The organism is Psychroserpens sp. SPM9, from assembly GCF_025153525.1.
Lineage (GTDB): Bacteria > Bacteroidota > Bacteroidia > Flavobacteriales > Flavobacteriaceae > Psychroserpens.
This window is the reverse complement of the sequence record NZ_JANZNR010000001.1, coordinates 26726-46337: the sequence shown is the minus strand read 5'-3', so window position 1 is coordinate 46337 and position 19612 is coordinate 26726. Positions and strand designations below refer to the sequence as shown.

18 protein-coding genes are annotated in these 19612 nt (G+C 34.7%); 10 read left to right on the top strand and 8 right to left on the bottom strand.

Going from position 1 to position 19612, the window contains the following annotated elements; genetic code table 11:
- Position 1: 1 nt before the first annotated feature.
- From N4270_RS00205 to N4270_RS00195, 3 genes are all read right to left on the bottom strand, one after another.
- A complete protein-coding gene (locus N4270_RS00205; RefSeq protein ID WP_260094782.1) occupies positions 2 to 628 on the bottom strand; it encodes an RDD family protein in 627 nt (208 codons plus the stop codon).
- A gap of 113 nt (positions 629 to 741) precedes the next feature.
- Complete coding sequence (locus N4270_RS00200; protein WP_260094781.1) at positions 742 to 3228, bottom strand: zinc-dependent metalloprotease; 2487 nt, start codon at positions 3226 to 3228, stop codon at positions 742 to 744.
- Between the two features lie 151 nt (positions 3229 to 3379).
- The gene (locus tag N4270_RS00195) at positions 3380 to 4633 is read right to left on the bottom strand and encodes a fibronectin type III domain-containing protein (protein WP_260094780.1); all 1254 of its coding nucleotides are present in this window, start codon (positions 4631 to 4633) and stop codon (positions 3380 to 3382) included.
- Positions 4634 to 4906: 273 nt separating this feature from the next.
- Between N4270_RS00195 and N4270_RS00190 the strand changes: the two genes are divergently transcribed.
- Together N4270_RS00190 and N4270_RS00185 are read left to right on the top strand one after the other, a co-directional pair.
- Positions 4907 to 5173 carry a hypothetical protein gene (locus tag N4270_RS00190; protein ID WP_260094779.1) on the top strand — a complete coding sequence of 89 codons (267 nt, stop codon included), beginning with the start codon at positions 4907 to 4909 and terminating at the stop codon, positions 5171 to 5173.
- A 38-nt stretch (positions 5174 to 5211) separates the two neighbouring features.
- Complete coding sequence (locus N4270_RS00185) at positions 5212 to 7281, top strand: glycosyltransferase family 9 protein (protein WP_260094778.1); 2070 nt, start codon at positions 5212 to 5214, stop codon at positions 7279 to 7281.
- Here N4270_RS00185 and N4270_RS00180 read toward each other — a convergent pair.
- The 5 genes from N4270_RS00180 to N4270_RS17170 form a co-directional block, all read right to left on the bottom strand.
- The gene (locus N4270_RS00180; protein WP_260094777.1) at positions 7271 to 8017 is read right to left on the bottom strand and encodes a glycosyltransferase family A protein; all 747 of its coding nucleotides are present in this window, start codon (positions 8015 to 8017) and stop codon (positions 7271 to 7273) included. The two genes, N4270_RS00185 and N4270_RS00180, sit on opposite strands and share 11 nt — an antisense overlap.
- 104 nt (positions 8018 to 8121) lie before the next feature.
- Positions 8122 to 9813, bottom strand: coding sequence for a lysine--tRNA ligase (gene lysS / locus N4270_RS00175; RefSeq protein ID WP_260094776.1), 1692 nt, complete (start codon positions 9811 to 9813; stop codon positions 8122 to 8124).
- 103 nt (positions 9814 to 9916) lie between these two features.
- Positions 9917 to 10807, bottom strand: a complete 891-nt coding sequence (locus N4270_RS00170; protein WP_260094775.1) for a thioredoxin family protein — start codon at positions 10805 to 10807, stop codon at positions 9917 to 9919.
- A 109-nt stretch (positions 10808 to 10916) separates the two neighbouring features.
- Positions 10917 to 11324: a DUF1573 domain-containing protein gene (locus N4270_RS00165; RefSeq protein ID WP_260094774.1), complete on the bottom strand. Its 408-nt coding sequence runs from the start codon at positions 11322 to 11324 to the stop codon at positions 10917 to 10919.
- A gap of 109 nt (positions 11325 to 11433) precedes the next feature.
- Complete coding sequence (locus tag N4270_RS17170; RefSeq protein WP_260094773.1) at positions 11434 to 12492, bottom strand: LuxR C-terminal-related transcriptional regulator; 1059 nt, start codon at positions 12490 to 12492, stop codon at positions 11434 to 11436.
- 86 nt (positions 12493 to 12578) lie between these two features.
- On the opposite strand from N4270_RS17170, the gene N4270_RS00155 reads away from it, so the two are divergent.
- The 8 genes from N4270_RS00155 to N4270_RS00120 all read left to right on the top strand — a co-directional run bounded on the left by N4270_RS00155 (position 12579) and on the right by N4270_RS00120 (position 19600).
- Positions 12579 to 12737: a YqaE/Pmp3 family membrane protein gene (locus tag N4270_RS00155; RefSeq protein WP_230936973.1), complete on the top strand. Its 159-nt coding sequence runs from the start codon at positions 12579 to 12581 to the stop codon at positions 12735 to 12737.
- Positions 12738 to 12776: 39 nt separating this feature from the next.
- Positions 12777 to 13568 (top strand): hypothetical protein, encoded by a 792-nt coding sequence (locus N4270_RS00150; protein WP_260094772.1) that lies wholly within the window; start codon positions 12777 to 12779, stop codon positions 13566 to 13568.
- Positions 13569 to 13572: 4 nt separating this feature from the next.
- Complete coding sequence (lipB, locus tag N4270_RS00145) at positions 13573 to 14271, top strand: lipoyl(octanoyl) transferase LipB (protein WP_260094771.1); 699 nt, start codon at positions 13573 to 13575, stop codon at positions 14269 to 14271.
- Positions 14272 to 14472: 201 nt separating this feature from the next.
- Positions 14473 to 15747 (top strand): DUF2851 family protein, encoded by a 1275-nt coding sequence (locus tag N4270_RS00140; protein ID WP_260094770.1) that lies wholly within the window; start codon positions 14473 to 14475, stop codon positions 15745 to 15747.
- 15 nt (positions 15748 to 15762) lie between these two features.
- Positions 15763 to 15990 carry a PspC domain-containing protein gene (locus N4270_RS00135; RefSeq protein ID WP_040251450.1) on the top strand — a complete coding sequence of 76 codons (228 nt, stop codon included), beginning with the start codon at positions 15763 to 15765 and terminating at the stop codon, positions 15988 to 15990.
- A 3-nt stretch (positions 15991 to 15993) separates the two neighbouring features.
- Complete coding sequence (locus tag N4270_RS00130; RefSeq protein WP_260094769.1) at positions 15994 to 17013, top strand: TrkA family potassium uptake protein; 1020 nt, start codon at positions 15994 to 15996, stop codon at positions 17011 to 17013.
- A gap of 97 nt (positions 17014 to 17110) precedes the next feature.
- A complete protein-coding gene (locus N4270_RS00125; RefSeq protein ID WP_260094768.1) occupies positions 17111 to 18712 on the top strand; it encodes a sodium:alanine symporter family protein in 1602 nt (533 codons plus the stop codon).
- A 6-nt stretch (positions 18713 to 18718) separates the two neighbouring features.
- Positions 18719 to 19600, top strand: a complete 882-nt coding sequence (locus N4270_RS00120; protein ID WP_260094767.1) for a helix-hairpin-helix domain-containing protein — start codon at positions 18719 to 18721, stop codon at positions 19598 to 19600.
- The last annotated feature ends 12 nt before the right edge of the window (positions 19601 to 19612 follow it).

The window sequence follows — 19612 nt, the reverse complement described above, 5'->3', positions numbered from 1 at the left end:
GTTATCTGTATTTTTTAAGGTTTGATTTCTTGCCAATTCTCCTAAAGCCAACAACAATAGCATAAACTGTAGTTAAAATAAGCGCTATGAGTAAGGCTGTTTCTTCAGCAGATTTTCCCGCTGTTCTCGTTAAGTAGTAGATCCAAAAAACACTTATTAAAAGATTGAAAAGAACGATCATTGGTTGTCTGGATTCAATTCTTTTAAGTTGACTATCCTGAACAACAAAAGTGTTTGATGCGCTGTCGTGAATGGCTCGTTCGTCATCACTAATACCAGAAAGCACCGAAATAAACCGAACTAAATTTCGTATTAATAATTGAAACAAGTTCGGTTTGTTTCCATGTTTATCAACGACTTTGGTTTGTGTTTGAAACTTCCCAGGTGTTCTGCCGTAAATGGCTTCAAAACAAAAGTAATAGGCAAAGCGCACAGCGAGATAGATTAAAAAAGCGGTGGCTTTAATTTTAAAAGGAATGGGTTCATAGTCGTCAATTATTAAAAAATAAATGACCACAGCGCCAACACCTAAAATTGAAGATAATATAAAATCTATTCCTAGGTTTTCACCACGTTCGGTTTCGTTGGCTAAATGATGCTCTGGGTATTTTTGGTGCGTTATTTTCATTCTATAGGCTTTAAGCGCATGTAAATATAAAATAAAAAAAGCTCCAGAGGTCTCTGAAGCTTTTCTTATATCTATCGTCTTAACAGCTAAGATGTCAAAACGTTTTATTTGTTTTATCCATTCGGATTTAAAATTGCGTCAATACGCTCTATAGCATCAGCAATGTGCATTCTGCTTAAGGTATCAGCACCACGAGCCGAACGTAATTGGCTGCGTAATGATTTTAGTTCTGCTCTTACCACAGCTCTAATATCAGATTGACTCGTATTTACAGCAGTTACTTTGACGTAAGGACTGAATGATCTTCCGCTTTGGTTTTCAGCCGTCATCATTTCGCCTAATCTATCAATATGCGCACGTTGTAAATTACGTCTGTAAGTATCAATTTTCCTACCGGTACGTAATTCACTCCAAATACCTTTACGAAGATCGCTCATCATTTCTGGTAGTGAATAAGCCTTATCATCATAGGTGTGGGCTTCAGTTAAACGTTGCATTTTACCTAAGCTAATAATGTTTCTAAGTGTTCTTGATTGTATTGCTCTAACACGTTCTACAGATCCGGTAAATTCAATACGATCAAAAATGTCTTTGTTAATTAACCAATCTGGCGTTGTAAATAAATTATCCTGAATAAACTGCATTGCTTCTTTTTGCTTCGCTTTAGGTACAGGAGTGTAAACTGCTCCAGGCTGATCGGCTGCTTTGTAGTGCTCGTAAACACCACCAATATTATTGGAGACATGACCCATGTAGCGGTTAAATTGAGATACTACATGACCGTACATTTCTTGTAAATCATCATAGTCTTCACCAGCTTCTGTAGTCCACTCAATTAAGTTAGGAACGATACGTTTTAAGTTCTTAATTCCGTAAGAACTAGCCAACATGGCATCATCACCTAAGTCTTCAGTTTGCGAACTTGGATCCACAACATCACCAGCTTGTTGATGTCCGAAACGATACATAGGATCACCTGCGTGCTCTAGTATCCATTGGTTTAAAATAGGTTTTTCTTCTTCAGCAGATTTATTTAAAATAGGCTTATAACCCCAAGCAATAGCGTATTTGTCATAAATACCAATATTTGGCATTAAAGCAACGCCTTCATCACCAGGTTGTGCAACATAATTAAAACGTGCATAATCCATGATTGATGGCGCTGTACCATATTCTCTTGTGAAGGCTGCATCACGTAGTTTTTCAACTGGATACGCCACACTGCTTCCCATGTTATGAGGTAGACCTAAAGTATGTCCAACTTCATGAGCAGATACAAAACGAATTAATCGTCCCATAACTTCATCTTTAAATTGCGGACTCTGAGCATCTGGGTTGATGGCAGCAGTTTGCACAAAGAACCAGCCACGTAATAATGACATAACATTGTGATACCAGTTGATATCACTTTCTAAAATTTCTCCACTTCTTGGGTCACTTACGTGAGGTCCATTAGCATTAGGAATTGGAGATGCTAAATATCTTACAACAGAATAGCGCGCATCTTCTGGGCTCCATTCAGGATCTTCTTCAACTGTAGGCGGATCTTTAGCAATGATAGCGTCTTTAAATCCGGCAGCTTCAAAAGCAACTTGCCAATCTTCGATACCTTGCTTGATATATTTTCTCCATTTAACAGGTGTTGCTCTGTCTATATAGTAAACAATTTGTTTTTTAGGAACTACTAATTCACCACGATTAAATTTGGCAATATCTTCATCTCTAACTTCTAATCTCCATCGATCTAAGTAAGTTAATGATTTACTTTTTTGATCTTCTTGACCATAATCGGTTGTGCTACTTGTGAACCATCCTACACGCTCGTCAAAATAACGACGCTTCATTGGTGTATCTGGTAATAAAATCATGGAATTGTTGATTTCAATAGAAATAGTTCCTGTGCTAGAGTTTGAAGGCGGACGACCAGCAGCATAAGTTTTAACGTGTCTCGCTTCGATATTTCTAGGGTAACTTTTAATGCTTTCGATAAATGATTTATCACTTTCTAAACGCGTAACTCTATACGGCGTTCTTCTAAATTGTGGTAAACCTAATGATTTAACATCCTTTTCAAATAAAGGTGTTGCATCAATGACAGTGCTTGTTGAATCTTTACTAAAGGCTTGAATAGGGAAGGTGTATAGTACAGGTTCAAAGTTAGAGTTTTTAACAGCTTCATTCACTGGAAGTGAGTCTGCTGCTGTTACGTTGTAGGATACAACGCGAGCAATAACTTTTTTTCCTTTTTTCTCCCAACGAAGTACTTGTTCGTTTTGCTTTCCGCCACCAAAACCTAATCCGCTGGCAGTTTTAGAAATACGAGTCACCATTAACATTTCTCTGTCAAAAAGAGAATCTGGTATTTCGTAGTAGAATTTGTCGTCTAATGAATGGACAGTGAATAGTCCGGCATCGCTTTTAGCGTCTTTAGTAATTACCTTATTATAAGGTTTAATGTCATTCTTTCCAGGTTTTTTAGCTGGAGCTTTGGCAGCGGTTGCGCCTGCTTTTGATTTACTTGCTTTTTTTGTTGATGAACATGATGCAGCAACAAAGAATACTGAAACTACAAGAAGTAGTTTAATAGAAAAGTTTTTCAATGTGGTTGATTTTTTTTGAATTAGTGTCCTAAAATAAGCAATCTAGTTTTGTGTAGAAAAAGTTAATGCTATTTTAACTTAAATATAACGACTTAAAACACTAAGAGCCACTATAAAGTGACTCTTAGAAAATGATTGTATGTTTTTTTTATTAAATAGAATCTAAATATTCAATGAGAAGGTCAACACCTTCATCATGAAGAATTGTAGTTCCAATATAAGGCATTCCGTATTCAGGAATTGTACTTTGAATTCTTGTTAAAATACTGTTTTTTCTTTGTAAGATATTCGATTCTTCAAAAGCAGTTTCAAACGCTAAATTTAAGGTAGATTGTTCTTCGCAAAAACCACCTTGAATATGGCAGTGCGCACAATTGATGTCGAAATAAGCTCTGGCGCGTTCTTCAAGTGAGTAATGCGAAGCATCATCCCATCTAGGCAATACACTAACTGATGATGGATCGGTAAGCCCTTCGATAAGATTATTATCAATTAATTGTTGTAATTGATTCGTTCCGTTTACGCTAAAGTTAAGTGTTCGTAGTTTTGGTCCAATTGGTGTTTTTTCACCATAAGTCGCATGACAGGTAAAGCAATCGGTATCAGATGGTATTTCATAGTTAATACTATTTGATTCACCATTAGCATCAATCCAAGTGACAGGAACAATGCCGCCATCTAAGTCTAAAACGGCTTCAGTTTGAGCTTCATTCCATACATAATCTCCTGTTTCCCATGAACCATCAATCTTAATAAGGATTCGGGTTTCAATAATGTGTTTCCCTAGAGATAAATCGGTTTCATCATTATTGAAATAAAATGTTTTAGCTATTAAGGTGTTATCTGGGAAAAGCGGTAAGCCTTCACCATCATAGGTTAATTTTTCTCCTTCAGGTAATACGATAAAACGTTGTTTGTGAGCATAATCTGAAAATAATGCTGTGTTTAAGTCGTATTCAAAGGCATAAGGTGTTGGTTGTAAATCTTCTAAAGTTCCTGCGAATAAATTCATTTCAGACATTGTAGGTCTGAATTCAGTGACCACACTTGGCGCTAAAGTTGTAAAGCTGTATACATCGGTATACATGCTTGTGTTAGATGCACTACAAATAGTTTGAATGTAAACATCATAGGTTGTGTTGGCTTGAAGCTCTGTGAGTTCTGCGTCTGTGTCTGATTCTGAAACCGTTATACCGCTGCCAAGAGCAAATCCCGAAACACCATATTCTAAAGTGTATAAGGCTGAAGCATTAGAAGCTTCCCAAGTAATGGTTGCAGAATTGTTAGTTATAGTGTTTGAAGATACGTTAGTAACGTTATCACAAGCAGCAATAAGATCATCGTCATTATTACAAGAAACGACAGCACTTATGAATAAGAGGAGTAGACAGGTTTTTTTAAACATTTGGGTTGTTTTTCTGATTTATAGCTAGTTGCGAATGTAGTAAAATTCTTTTTTACGCAAAAGATTATTTCGTCGTGATGCCTAATTTTAACTTTGAAAAGAATTTATTAGGTGTATTTGAGTTGCTGTTAGAGGTGTTTAGAGTGGTTGAGATAATTGTTTTGTATCTTATTGATATGCAGTATATAGCAGTTATTGTTGTAATAAAACTCTGATGGATGTTTTTTAAACTAAAACTTTTTTTTTATCTTGTCAGCTTATTAAGTAAACCATATGAAAAGAAGAGATTTTTTAAAAAATAGCGGGAAAGCAATTTTAGTAACATCAACCATTTCACTAACAGGGGTCATTTTAAATTCTTGTAGTTCTGATAGTGATGATGATTCTTTTGATGATGGTTATTACGATGATGGTTACTATGATGACGGTTATTATGATGATGGTTATTATGATGATGGCTATTATGACGATGGTTACTACGATGATGGTTATTATGATGATGGCTATTACGATGATGGTTACTATGATGATGGCTACTAATAGTCACTTTATTCTCATTTCTTTATAAACCCTTTTATATGCTAAAAGTTGCATTTTTACACGATGTAGAAATGGACTATATTGGTGGCGCTGAATTATCTAATAAGAAAATTATTGATGCGGCAAAATCTCTTGGTTATACTATATTCTATGACGATTTAACCAATTTTGAAAAGACTAAAACTTGGCTTTCAGATTGTGATGTTGCCATTGTGAATAATATCGTTAAATGCGATTATGAGTTTGAATTAATCACGCATTTAATCGCACATGATATTCCATATGTAAAATGGGAACATGACTATGGACTTTGCGCCAAGCGCAGTATATATTGTTATGTAGATTCCAAAGTTAAGAATTGCTGTGACACAAATAGGTTTCATCAGTATCGAAATCTTTTTGTCAATTCTAAACTCAACGTTTTTCAATCACCAATGCATTTTGAATACCACCAGCGTTTGTATGGTGAAGCTGTGACCAATCACATAGTACTTCCGCCACCAATACAGGTTGAAGCGCTATCTGTTTCCGAAGAAAAAAAGAAAGATGAGGTCTTATTTTTAGGCGATATTAAATTTATTAAAGGTGGACATGAATTGTTGGAATATGCCGAAACCCATCCAGAAAAGCACATTACAGTTTATGGTAAAAACCGCTTGCGTCGGAAAATTCCGAATAATATTAGCTTTAAAGAAAAAACAACAAATACTGAAATTTTAAAAGCCTTAGGCGAAACAGAATATTTTTTCTTTAAACCACGCTGGCCTGAACCTTCTGGGCGCGTTGCAGCGGAAGCGTTTTTGTCTGGAGCTAAAATAATTTCAAACGAAAGGGTTGGTACTTTTTCCTATGATTTCTATCCCAATGCTATTGAAAAAGGCAGACAACTTATGCAAAATGCTCCAATTTATTTTTGGGAGCAGGTCAATCTAGCCTTAAGAAAAACAGTAACAACGCCTAAGTTTAAACACGCTTTAATATATAAAAGCTATGGAGGTTTGGGCGATCAGTTTATAGCTATTCCTGCGATTAACAAACTTCAAGCTGTCTCAGAACAAGTTACCGTTGCATTGCCAGATAATTTGATTAAAGTATTTAAGGCGCATACCAAAGACCTAAACTTTATGTCGATAAAGGATATTGAAACGACAGACCTTTCGGCTTATGATAAAGTTATAAATTTAGGGAATTATCCTAAAAGCAGACGTTTTAGAAATGTAGGTGTTATTAATTATGAAACACATCATAAATTAAGACAGCACGCTTTAAAGCACTATATTGATGCTATAGCAACTATGCATCCTGAAGCTGATAATTCGTATTCTGGATTCCCGTATTTTAAAAGTAATACCAATACAGAACAACCGTATTTTACAGTACATCCTGGTGCAGGTTTTAAACCCAAATGGTGGCCAACCGAACGCTATGTCGAATTAATTGAAGTGCTTCTGAAAAAGTTTCCAACGTACCGTTGTACAGTTATTATTGGTCCTAATGATCCAGAGCCTAAACATTTTGCAGCTATCGACAGAGTTACCATTGAAACTGGAAATTTAGATGAAGTTGCTGTTTGTCTTTCTGGTGCAACATTTCATATTGGTAATGATTCTGGAATAACACATTTTGCTGGTGTTTACAACGTGCCTTCTGTTTCGTTTCATGGTTTAACGGGACCAGGTTCTTGGGCCACTTTAGCAGAAAACCGAGAAGTGGTTTGGGGAAAACCAGGACATTGTAATATTAAATGTAAATACGATATAGCCATTGCTTGCGAGCATCGTATTTGTTTACACTCGATTACAGTTAATAAAGCTGTTGCAGCAGTTTATAAATTACTTCAAAATAGTATGGAAGCAGACCAAAATACAAAAATCAAGTTTATATTTAATCCTGAAGTAGTGATTAAAAACACCAATCGTGGCTTTCTGTTGAATACCAAGGAAAAAGAGCTTTTATTAGAATTTAAAGCGCCTGCTGAGCAATTAGAATTTGAGCAATTGGTACAAAATGATCTTTTTGAAAGCGATATTAAAGAAGCCAATCTAAAGCCTTTAATTACAGCTTTAGTCAATGAAGGTTTAGTCTTTGCTATTCCTTTTAAAGCTTAATGTGCTCTTCGACTTGATGCCATTCAAAGTTTAAAAATAATCGGCTGTGGGCATCAAAAGGATCTCTATTCTTGTCTTTTAAAATATTACACTTTGCATCGAATAATGGTTTTGTAATGCTAGAATCCCTATGGAGTTGATGTTGTGGCTGTTTAGAGTTTTTATGTTCGTGGGAGAACAGAGTTTGATGTTTGTATGTATATAATTTAGTGCCTAAACGTTTCTGAAATTCTATAAAGAATACATCCTCGTGACCATAATGTCCGCAAAACTCTTCATCAACACCAAGTGATTTATAAAAGGTGCTTTTACTTAAAAAGAAGGTGTTGAAATGCGGCATAGTGACTTCATTATCTCGAATTCTTTTAAAGGTAAAAATATGATTGGGCACCTTAGCCTTAATTAAAAATTCAAAAACAGATTCTGGAAATGTATGATCTAAATCGGTAAGCAACATTTTTTGAGATTTTGCCAGATGAACTCCCAGGTTTCTTGCGCCACCTTGATTCCAGATAATATTTGTTGAAATTTTAGCTAAGGTATAATTGAGCTTACAGTTTTTAGGGATTTTTACTTCGACAGGAGAATGATCATCAACAAAAATAAAGTGTATCTGCTTTAAAAGTGAGGCATTATAATTTTCATAGGTTTTAAGCAGCTGATGCAAAGCGTCGAGGTTTTGATCTAAGTAGACAGGAACCACATAGCTAAGCTTGATTTGTTGGTATTTTAGCATTTAGAATTGTTATTGAAGGTATAAATATAAGTGTTACAAATAAAAAAAGAATCACAGTAATGCAATTCCTTTTTTATTATAGTTAAGTTAAAATGGTCTCAGATTTATAACACTTCAACATGCAAACCATCATCAGTCTTTGAGACTTTAGCAACTTTTTTTCCGGTTAAACCTTTAATTGTTTTGTCCCATTTTTTATTGCTCAATCCAGATTGTGCTTTTAAATCGTTAAGATCGATTGGCGAATTAGATTTCAGAATAGCAAAAACAGCTTTTTCCTCTTCGCTCATCTCAACTTGTTTGCGTTCTGGTCGCATTTGAGGGAAGAACAATACTTCTTGAATGGATTGATTATTCGTTAAAAACATGATAAGTCTGTCCATTCCAATTCCCATACCAGATGTTGGAGGCATTCCGTATTCTAATGCTCTTAAAAAATCATGGTCAATAAATTCGGTAGCTTCATCATCTCCTTTTGCCGCTAATTTAAGCTGGTGTTCAAAGCGTTCGCGTTGATCGATTGGGTCATTTAATTCAGAATAGGCATTAGCAATTTCTTTTCCGCAGACCATCAATTCAAAGCGTTCTGTTAGTTCTGGATTATCGCGATGTTCTTTACATAAAGGACTCATTTCTTTAGGATAATCAGTAATAAACGTAGGTTGGATATAATTGCCTTCGCATTTTTCTCCAAAAATCTCGTCTATTAATTTCCCTTTGCCCATAGTTTCATCAACTTCGACACCTAAATCTTTTGCAGCTTGACGAATTTCAGCTTCCGATTTTCCTGTAATATCAAATCCGGTAAAATGCTTTATAGAATCGGCCATAGTGACTCGAGCATAAGGTGCTTTAAAGTCGATTTTATGTGTGCCAAAAGTTGCTTCAGTAGTTCCGTTTACGGCCATTGCACAATGTTCTAAAAGACGTTCGCAAAAATCCATCATCCAATTATAATCTTTGTAGGATACATAGATTTCCATGGCTGTAAATTCAGGATTATGAGTTCTGTCCATACCTTCATTTCTGAAATTTTTAGAAAACTCATACACACCATCAAAGCCACCAACGATAAGACGTTTTAAATATAACTCGTTTGCAATTCTCATATACAACGGAATATCTAAACTGTTATGGTGCGTTACAAAAGGTCGTGCTGCGGCACCTCCAGGAATAGGTTGTAGTATGGGCGTTTCAACTTCAAAATAGCCTGAGTTGTTAAAAAACTCACGCATGGCATTAAATAGCTTTGTACGTTTTACAAAAACTTGTTTCACATTTGGGTTGACGACCAAATCGGCATAACGTTGTCTGTAGCGTAACTCCGGATCATTAAATTCGTCAAAGGTATTGCCTTCGCTATCGGTTTTTGGTAATGGTAAGGGTTTTAAAGATTTACTTAATAATGTAAAGTCTTTAACCATGACTGTTTTTTCTCCAACTTTAGTGGTAAAAAGTTCACCTTCAATACCAATAAAATCTCCTATATCAAGAAGTTTTTTATAAATGTCGTTGTACTTGCTTTTGTCTTCGCCAGTACAAATTTCGTCTCTGTTGAAATACACTTGTATTCTTCCTGCACTATCTTGTAACTCAGCAAAACTTGCACTTCCTTGAATTCGTCGAGACATTAATCGCCCAGCAATAATAACCTTCTTACCATCCTCATACATGTCTTTCACCTGTTTAGACGTGTGGTTTACAGGATATAAATCTGCTGGATACGGGTTAATTCCTAAGGCTCTTAATTTTGCGAGTTTATCGCGTCTTACTAATTCTTGTTCTGAAAGCTGCATGCTAAATGTATTTTAAGCTGCAAAATTACATTATTTACAAGAATTAGAACAAAAAAACCGCTAGGTTTTATCAACCTAACGGTGTTATTATTTGAAGTTGGATTTATCGCGTTTTTAAAGCCTCAAGATTTTTGACCAAGTCGTCGTTATCTGGAAATAGCTGCATGGCTTTTTCGATAGTTTGAATAGCTTCCTCAGTATGACTATAAACGCCTAGAGTGTTGGCTAAACTCATATAGGTTCTAGGTTCATTTGGGAATAGTTTAGTGTTCAATTTAAAGACTTCTATGGCTTCTGCTATGTTGTTATTAGCATATAAGATGCGACCATAAGTGTTTAATTCGAACATACTGGACACTTTGGCATTAAAGGTTTTGATTAATTTTCGGCTTTGTTTTTTTAATCCGTTAAGACCATCTTCCTTTAAAATTAAATGTATTTTACTTACAATTTGATAGTTGGATTTGTAATCGTTTTTAGTGACAATATTAAGCATGTCTTCTTCTAAAGTTTTTACAGGATGCTCTACAATGCGATTGACTTCTTTTCGGTTTTTGTAAAAAATAAAGGTGGGGACGCGATGAATATTTAAGCCTGCTTCTTCGTGATTGGGACTTTGTTTGTACATATAAGGCTTACTGCTTAGAGCGATTACTGTGAGTTGGTCTTCAGGAAAATTACAAGCCTCAAGAATTTTATAAAACCGAGGAACTTCTTGTTTGCTATCACCACACCAAGTTCCCATAAACAGTGTGATTTGATAATCTTTTAAGATTGGTTTTAAAGCTTCAATAGTCGTTTGGTCGACATCATAGTCTTCATAGTTTTTTGAAAACCAGCTGTTATAATGTTCTGACGTTAATCCTGATTTGTCAATTTTCCCTAATAAAAAGGGCTGATCGTTTTCGTTGTTGATTTCAAGATTTAGAGTTTGCGCTTCTATCTGAAACACAAAGGTTAAGGCAACGATGAGGCAAGTCATGTGTATTTTCATAATGTACGTTTTTTGATTGATGAAAAATAAGCTGTCTGTTTAAGTGCAGGCGATATATTACTTTTTATTATCGACTGCACTTAACAGGACAGCTATGATGGCTAAAAGCTTATTTTGAAGCGATGATGTTTCCTTTGATTTTAAGGATTTTGTTACCGCCTTCAGCATTAGACGTTACCGTTATGGTCTTCGTAAATGCTCCAAGCTTTTTGGTGTCATACTTGATTTTTAATTCACCTTGCTCACCAGGCTGAATCGGGGTCTTAGAATAACTTGGGACGGTGCAACCACAACTGGTTTTTACATTTGTTATTAATAAAGGCGCATCACCTGTATTGGTAAATGTAAATGCTCTTGTGCCATCGGAGTTTTGAATGATGGTTCCGTAGTCAACAACTTCAGTTTTAAATGTAATAACAGCGACTTTAGAGTCGTGTATATTAAATTTAATAGGTGCAACACTAAAAAAACTTAGTGCCAATACACATACGATTACAATGTTTAAAGTTCGTTTCATAATTGATATTTTTAAATGATTACTATGAAACAAACATCAAACTTATAGATGTAAAATTGGTAAAAATTAAGGTGGAAATCGGTACTAGTACCTGGGTTGAATTTTGTAACTACCTGGAAAACAGCGTTTTTAATTCGTCTCTTGAATTAACGTCAAGTTTCTTATAGACATTATTTACATGTGTTTTTACGGTGCTTACACTTACAAAAAGAGTTTCGGCAATAGCTTTATTGCTATGATCGTTTAGTAAAAGATCCAATACATTTTGTTCTTGATTGGTGAGTTGTTCTCTAGCTGTAGTTTGCTGTTGTGCTTTTTTCTTTTTTGCTGAATAGAGAAGCCAGAAATTAAGCGCGATAGAAAAGAGGCAAATACCAATGAGTATATAAACCCAAAACAGGTTATTTGTAGCTTCGGAAGGCTGTACGATGAATTTATCAGAATTCAACTCCGCTTTATATTGCCTTGCATAAGGCGAATCAGGATACGCATCTTCTAATCGTTCCAATAATTCATCATAATAGCTATTTGTTTTTAAATCCTCTAAATAATAATTATGAAACTGATGACTTCGGTCTGATAAAAAAGTATAAATGTACAGTTCGGCTAAAGGTTCGTTGAGGTTGTAGCCAAAATCCTGAAGTGTTTTAAACCATTTTTTGTTATTGAGATCGCGATTCGCCTTGCTCCTAAATTCAGAGTAGGCAAATTTCATTTCTTCTTTTAATGAATCTATTTTTATAAAAGCCGCCGTTTTTGGATTGGTCGATTCGATATCGCAAAACATTTGCGCGTCAAACGATAAAGGAAATGAGATTGTATCTGTGCTTTTTGCAATAAATAAAATAGCATTGCTGTCGGTACAGTGCCCTTCAAAATGATTGCTGCCTTGATTAAAAGAGGTGCAATTATCAACGTGCAACTTGTAGATTTTTTGTACGTCGTCAAGTTGATTGCCTTTAAACTGAAAAAATCCTGCAGCATCGGTCGACACTTTCGTAATGATTTGCTCATCATTAATAGCATCAAGCGTCCGATAATCTTCAATTACAGATAAGTATACTTCATTTTGCCAGCGCTCGTTGTCAATATGACCTTTAAAAAGATATTGAGCAAAGGCGTGGTTTCCGAAGCAAAGAAAAATAATAATATATAGTATAAATCTCACAGCACTAAACTACTATATTTTATTGAAATGTAACAAATAATGTGAATAGACGTCCTATAATTACATCAATCATCAAATTATATATTATGAGTTTCTGGAGAGTCATTCTGGCTATCATTTTTCCGCCGTTATCTGTTATTGGAAAAGGTTGCGGATCTATATTTATTGTTTTTTTATTATGGATTTGTGGCTGGGTTCCTGGCGTTATTGCTGCATTAGTAATTCTTAATAATCCTGAAAGATAAATTGTATCTTTGCGTCACTAATTCAATAAATTATTTACAATGAAGCATTATTTATTTTTATTCGCAAGCCTTTTTTTATTAACCAGTTGCAACTTTACTGAAGAAATCACTTTTAATGAAGATGGTTCTGGAGAGTTTATAATGAGCTACGATATGAGTGAAGTGATGCGAACTATGGAAGAGCAAATGGGAGGTGGTAATAAAAAAGAAGGTAAAGAAAAAGTAAAAATTGATAGTGTGTTTTATTTCAATGATATGCTGGTTGAAAAAGCCGATAGTATTGCTCAACTTCCACAGGAAGAACAAGACCGCATTAAGTCTTTAGAAGACATTGTTATGAAAATGAAAATGGATGAAGAAAAGGGTGTTTTTAATATTGGCGTTGGTTCTAAGTTTAAAAGTTTAGCCGAACTTCCTGAAGCATTAGAGAAAATTGAACAAGCCAAATCTTTTAATTCTGCAAATGATCAAACCATGTCTAAAATGGGAGATAGTGAAGTAGCGAAAGCTTCTCAAGGCATGTTTGAATATCTGGATTTTACCTATGATGGTAAAACGTTTTCAAGACGTTTAAAAGAAGATTATAAGGACTCAAATCAAGATTTAGAGGGCTTAAATAATGAGATCGCTCAAATGGGAGAAGAATCGAAAGAGATGTTTCAGTCTATGAGTTATACGCTTGTTTATAATTTCCCAAAACCTGTTAAATCGGTGACTAATGAGAATGCTAAAATTAGTAACGATGGAAAAACGGTCACGCTTAGCATGAATTTTATTGAGATGTTAAAGACACCAGAAATGATGACTTTAGATGTCGTTTTAGAAGATTAATACATTGAATAAAAATATCATATTTGAGGATCTAGGAACCAAAGATTTTAAAGAGGCCTGGGATTATCAAGAGCAACTTTTTAAGGGCATTCTAGATACCAAAATTAAGAATAGACGTGAGGAGGCTGGATTAGAAACCGATAATTATTTTCTGTTTGTTGAGCATCCTCATGTGTATACTTTAGGTAAAAGTGGCGATATGTCTAACTTACTTTTATCGGAAGAGCAGCTTACGCAAAAAGGTGCTACATTCTACAAAATAAATAGAGGAGGCGATATCACTTATCATGGGCCTGGACAAATTGTGGGTTATCCCATTTTAGATTTGGATAATTTCTTTACAGATATTCATAAATACCTTCGTTTTTTAGAAGAAGTTATTATTCTCACTTTAGCCGAATATGGTTTGAAATCTGAACGAAGTCCGGGAGAAACAGGCGTCTGGTTAGATGTTGGGACACCATTTGCCCGTAAAATATGTGCCATGGGCGTTCGAGCGAGTCGTTGGGTAACCATGCATGGTTTTGCACTTAATGTGAATGCGAATTTGGGCTATTTTGATAATATCATTCCTTGCGGAATTCGAGGTAAAGCGGTAACTTCATTAAATGTCGAATTAGGAGTTGAAACTATAGACGAATCCGAAGTAAAATCAAAACTTATAAAGCATTTTAAAGCGCTTTTTGAAGCAGAATTTGTATAAGTCTTTTACTTCACTTCTTTATCACAAAATTTTTAGAGCAATTTACTTTGAGATATTTATAACATCTGTTTTCTTACAGTAGACCTGAGTTGTGGTCATCAGAACAAACTTTGTAACGCATTTATAAATAAAACTTACCAAAAGAGGTAATTATTATGTAGAAAATATTCTATATTTAAAATAATATTCTTATTTTTGAAAATGAAAGAGGACTTTCTGCATTATATATGGCAACACAAAAAGTTTAATATTCTCAACTTAAAAACTACGCAACATGAACCATTGGAAATTATCTCTGGAGGAATTTTAAATTTCCATAGCGGTCCAGATTTTTTCAATGGTAAGTTGCGTATTGCCAATCAACTCTGGGCAGGTAATATTGAAATTCATATCAAATCCAGCAATTGGTTTGTTCATGGTCACGAACAGGATGCGTCCTATGATAATGTCATATTACACGTGGTCTATGAGCATGATATTGATATTTTTAGAAAAGATAATACAATTATTCCAACTTTGGAGCTTAAAACACGCATTGATACAACGCTTTTAAACACTTATTATAAACTGTATTTATCTAATAATAAGTGGATCAATTGTGAGCAGGATATCACAAGTGTATCAAAATTTAAAATCAGCAACTGGCTCGAACGTTTGTATTTTGAGCGTTTAGAACGCAAATCTGACATGATACTAGAGATCTTAAAAACCTCGAAAAATGATTGGGAAGGCACTTTGTTTAAAATGCTTGCTAAAAATTTCGGACTCAAAGTTAATGGTGATTCATTTTTTAGTGTTGTTAATTCTTTTGATTTTTCTGTTGTTAGAAAAACCAGTTCAGATGCTTTGATTTTAGAAGCCTTATTCTTGGGGCAATCTGGGTTGCTCGATAATACTAATGGTTTAGATGCTTACTATTTGCAACTTCAGAATGACTATATGTTTTTAAAGCAAAAGTTTCAATTGAACAATCAAGGTGTTCAGCCGTTACGATTTTTTAGACTGCGACCTAGAAATTTTCCAACAATACGATGGTCACAGTTGGCACAACTTTACCATCAGGAGCAACAGTTGTTTTCTAAAGTCATAATAAGTAACAGCCTGTTAGAGTTATACCAGATTTTTGAAGTAACCACAAACCCCTATTGGGAAACTCATTTTACCTTTGGAAAAGAAGGCAAATCTTCAGTAAAAAAAGTGACAAAATCATTCATTAATTTATTGCTCATCAATACTATTTTACCTATTAAATTTTGTTATCATCAACAGAAAGGTGAATTGAAAGACGAAATCATTCTTGATATTGTGCGTCAAATAACTTCTGAAAAAAATACAATCATTGACGGTTTTAAACGATTAAATATAATGCCAGAATCTGCTTTAGAATCTCAGGCACTTCTCGAACTGAAAACGCTATATTGCGATAAAAATAGATGTTTAAAATGTGCGATCGGAAATGCGCTATTAAGCAAATAAATTTTAACTTGCAGTATGAAGTTATTTTATCAAATGCTATATTATTTCCAAAAACGAGGTTATTATGTTTGTCAGCGTATTGCCGATCGTCTCGGAATTAGAGCAAAGGTGGTGCGTACCTCATTTATGTATCTTACATTTGTCACCTTAGGTTTTGGTTTTGCTTTGTATTTGTTTTTTGCATTCTGGATAAGAATCAAAGACATTATCTACACAAAACGCTCCTCTGTATTTGATTTGTAAACTATGAATCCACTTATCAAATTTTTTAGAACTAAAATTTATACCGCAATCTTTTTATTGTGTTTAATTTTAATTGTTGGTGTTTTAGGGTTTAAGGTCATGTCAGACTATACTTGGGTCGATTCATTATACATGACAGTCATTACCATTACAACAGTGGGCTTTGGAGAGGTACAACCTCTTGATGACAATGCTAAAATATTTACCATTTTTTTAATTTTAGCAAGTGTCATTATTTTGGGTTACGCCATTACTGTGATTACTGAATATATTTTGAGCAAAAATGATATTGAAGAATTAAAACAAAAAGAGATGCAAAAAAAAATCGATAGTTTCAATAATCATATCATAATTTGTGGTTACGGAAGAAACGGAAAACAAGCAGCCAAAAAACTTTTAGCTTACAAAAAACCGTTTGTGGTTATTGAAAAAAACAAAGAGGTTTTGGAAAAGTTTCAAAGTGAGATGGTTCCTTTTGTTTTAGGTAATGCTAACGAAGACGAAGTGCTTTTAACAGCTGGAATCGACAGAGCAGATACACTTATTAGTGCTTTACCTAACGATGCCGATAATTTATTTGTGGTGCTTTCTGCCCGACAAATAAATAAAGGGATGAATATTATAAGTCGGGCCTCTCAAGAAACGTCCTATCAAAAATTAAAATTAGCTGGTGCTAATAATGTGATATTACCCGATAGAATTGGAGGCGATCATATGGCGTCTTTAGTGGTGGTGCCAGATTTAATTGAGTTTATCGATAACCTGTCAATTGTTGGTGAGACAAATATCAATATAGAAGAAATCGCTGTTGAAAAACTTTATAATTCTTCTGATGTAAAAACCATTAGAGACTTAGATCTTAGAAAGAAAACAGGCTGTACAGTCATTGGTTTTAAAGATGGAAACGGAGAGTATATTGTTAATCCTGAGGCCGATTTAAAATTAGTGCCGAGTTCAAAAATTATAGTTTTAGGCAGGCCTGAGCAAATTCAAAAACTCAATTCGCTTTACGATATTACATAGACCAAATTTCATTTTAACAAGGTGTTTTTTTTAAAGTCGTTTTTTTTTAGCATCTTGTAACATTATAATAAAACTAACTAACTTAAATAATTCAAGTATGAAGAAATATCTTCTTTCCTTTTTAACATTCGCATTACCATTATTAACTTTTGCCCAAGATGCCGAGCAAGGCATTGATGAGGTTATCGATGAAAAGTTTGGTGATCTCACAGGATGGTTTGTAGAGGCTGTTTTTTATCAAATCCCGTTTACTGATACCATAAGTGTATATTGGGTCCTTTTTCCACTTATAATTGGTGCGATTTATTTTACATTCTATTTCAATTTTATAAATTTTAGAGGATTTTTCACCTCAGTTAATATCGTTAGAGGTAAATACGATGATTTAGAAGGAAGAGAAAACCATAAAGTTGAAGTTGAAAAATCTGCGTTCACTGATGAAGATGATAATCCTGATACTATTAGAGTGGAAGGACATGAAGGAGAGGTGTCTCACTTCCAAGCCTTAACAGCAGCATTGTCTGCAACTGTAGGTTTAGGGAATATTGCAGGTGTCGCCATTGCAGTTTCTATTGGTGGTGCCGGAGCAACATTCTGGATGATTATTGCCGGCTTTTTAGGAATGGCTTCCAAATTTGTAGAATGTACACTAGGTGTTAAATATAGAGATATTGCTGAAGATGGAACGGTTTATGGCGGACCGATGTACTATCTAACCAAAGGTTTAAAATCTAAAGGGATGGCTGGTCTCGGTAAGGTATTAGCCGTATTATTTGCCATTTTTGTTATCGGAGGTTCTTTTGGTGGTGGAAATATGTTCCAGGTAAACCAAGCCTTTCAATTAGTAGAAAATATTACTGGTGGTGAACAATCATTCTTACATGGTTATGGCTGGGCTTTTGGTCTGGTAATGGCTGTGCTTGTTGGTATTGTAATTATTGGTGGAATTAAAAAAATTGCCAAAGTTACCGATAAAATTGTACCATTCATGGTGGCTATTTACGTGGCTGCATCCTTATTTGTCATCTTTGCAAAATTTGATATGATTGGTAGCGCTTTTGCTGCAATCTGGAATGGTGCATTTAGCCCAGAAGGTATTGCAGGTGGTGCTGTTGGTGTGTTAATCCAAGGTTTTAGACGTGCCGCATTTTCAAACGAAGCAGGTATTGGTTCGGCATCTATTGCGCATTCAGCAGTAAAAACAAAATATGCAGCGAGTGAAGGTATGGTGGCTTTACTAGAACCTTTTATTGATACAGTTGTCGTGTGTACAATGACTGCTTTGGTATTAATTATAACTGGATTTGTTGATCCATTAAATCCGCCAGCTAATGATGCACAAGCAATTTTATTAACGTCTAGTGCTTTTGAATCTTCCATTTCCTGGTTTCCTTATGTATTAACTGTTGCAGTTGTATTATTCGCATTCAGTTCCATGATTTCGTGGTCTTATTACGGATTCCAAGGATGGACCTACCTTTTCGGAAGATCTAAAAAAGCAGAGTATACTTATAAAGTTATTTTCTGTGTTTTCGTTGTCGTTGGTGCAGCAGCTAGCTTAGGTTCTGTAATTGGTTTCTCAGATGCCATGGTATTTGCCATGATGGTACCCAATATGATTGGTCTGATACTCTTAGCACCTAAGGTTAAAGAAGAATTAAATAAATATATGGCGGCTATAAAAGCCAATAAATCATAAAAACTCATGTCACAAATTAAATCCCACTTTACGTTTACTAAACAACAACGGAGTGGGATTTTTTTATTGTTATTACTCATCTTATTTGGTCAATGTCTTTACTTTTTTGTTGATTTTTCTTCGGAAAAAATTGAAACAAACAACCCGCTTATTGCAGAATTTAGAGCCGAAGTAGATTCGTTAAGGCAGCTGAAAATAGCCAATAGTCAACCTAAAATCTATCCGTTTAATCCCAATTATATAACCGATTACAAAGGCTATACGCTCGGCATGTCTAATGAAGAAATAGATAGGTTGCACGCTTTCAGAAGCACCAACAAATGGGTTAATTCTGCTAAAGAATTTCAAAACGTAACCCAAGTTTCCGATTCCCTTTTGGCCACAATAGCGCCCTATTTTAAGTTTCCAGATTGGGTCACAAACCCAAAACCGAAGCCAGCATATAGTTCAAATTATTCAAAAGATAAGGAGCCTAAAACCTACGATCAAAAGCAAGATTTAAATACAGCTTCTGCAGCACAGCTGAAACGTATTTATGGGATTGGCGAAAAACTATCCGAACGCATTGTGAATTTTAGAAATAAATCTGGCGGCTTTGTAGCCGATGTGCAACTTCAAGAGGTTTATGGTTTATCTCCTGAAGTTATTGATCGTGTTTTAAACGAATTCACTGTAAAATCAGCAAAACCCATTGTTAAAATCAATATTAATGAAGCTACAATAGAGCAACTGGTCACCATAAAATATATCGATTATGAAATTGCGCATCATATTATCGAGCAACGTACACTAAGAGAAGGGTTCAAGTCTTTTGAGGAATTAACAAAAGTTAAAGATTTTCCACTCAAAAAAAGTGAGATAATTAAGTTATATTTGACCTTCAAATAGATTAGATAAAAG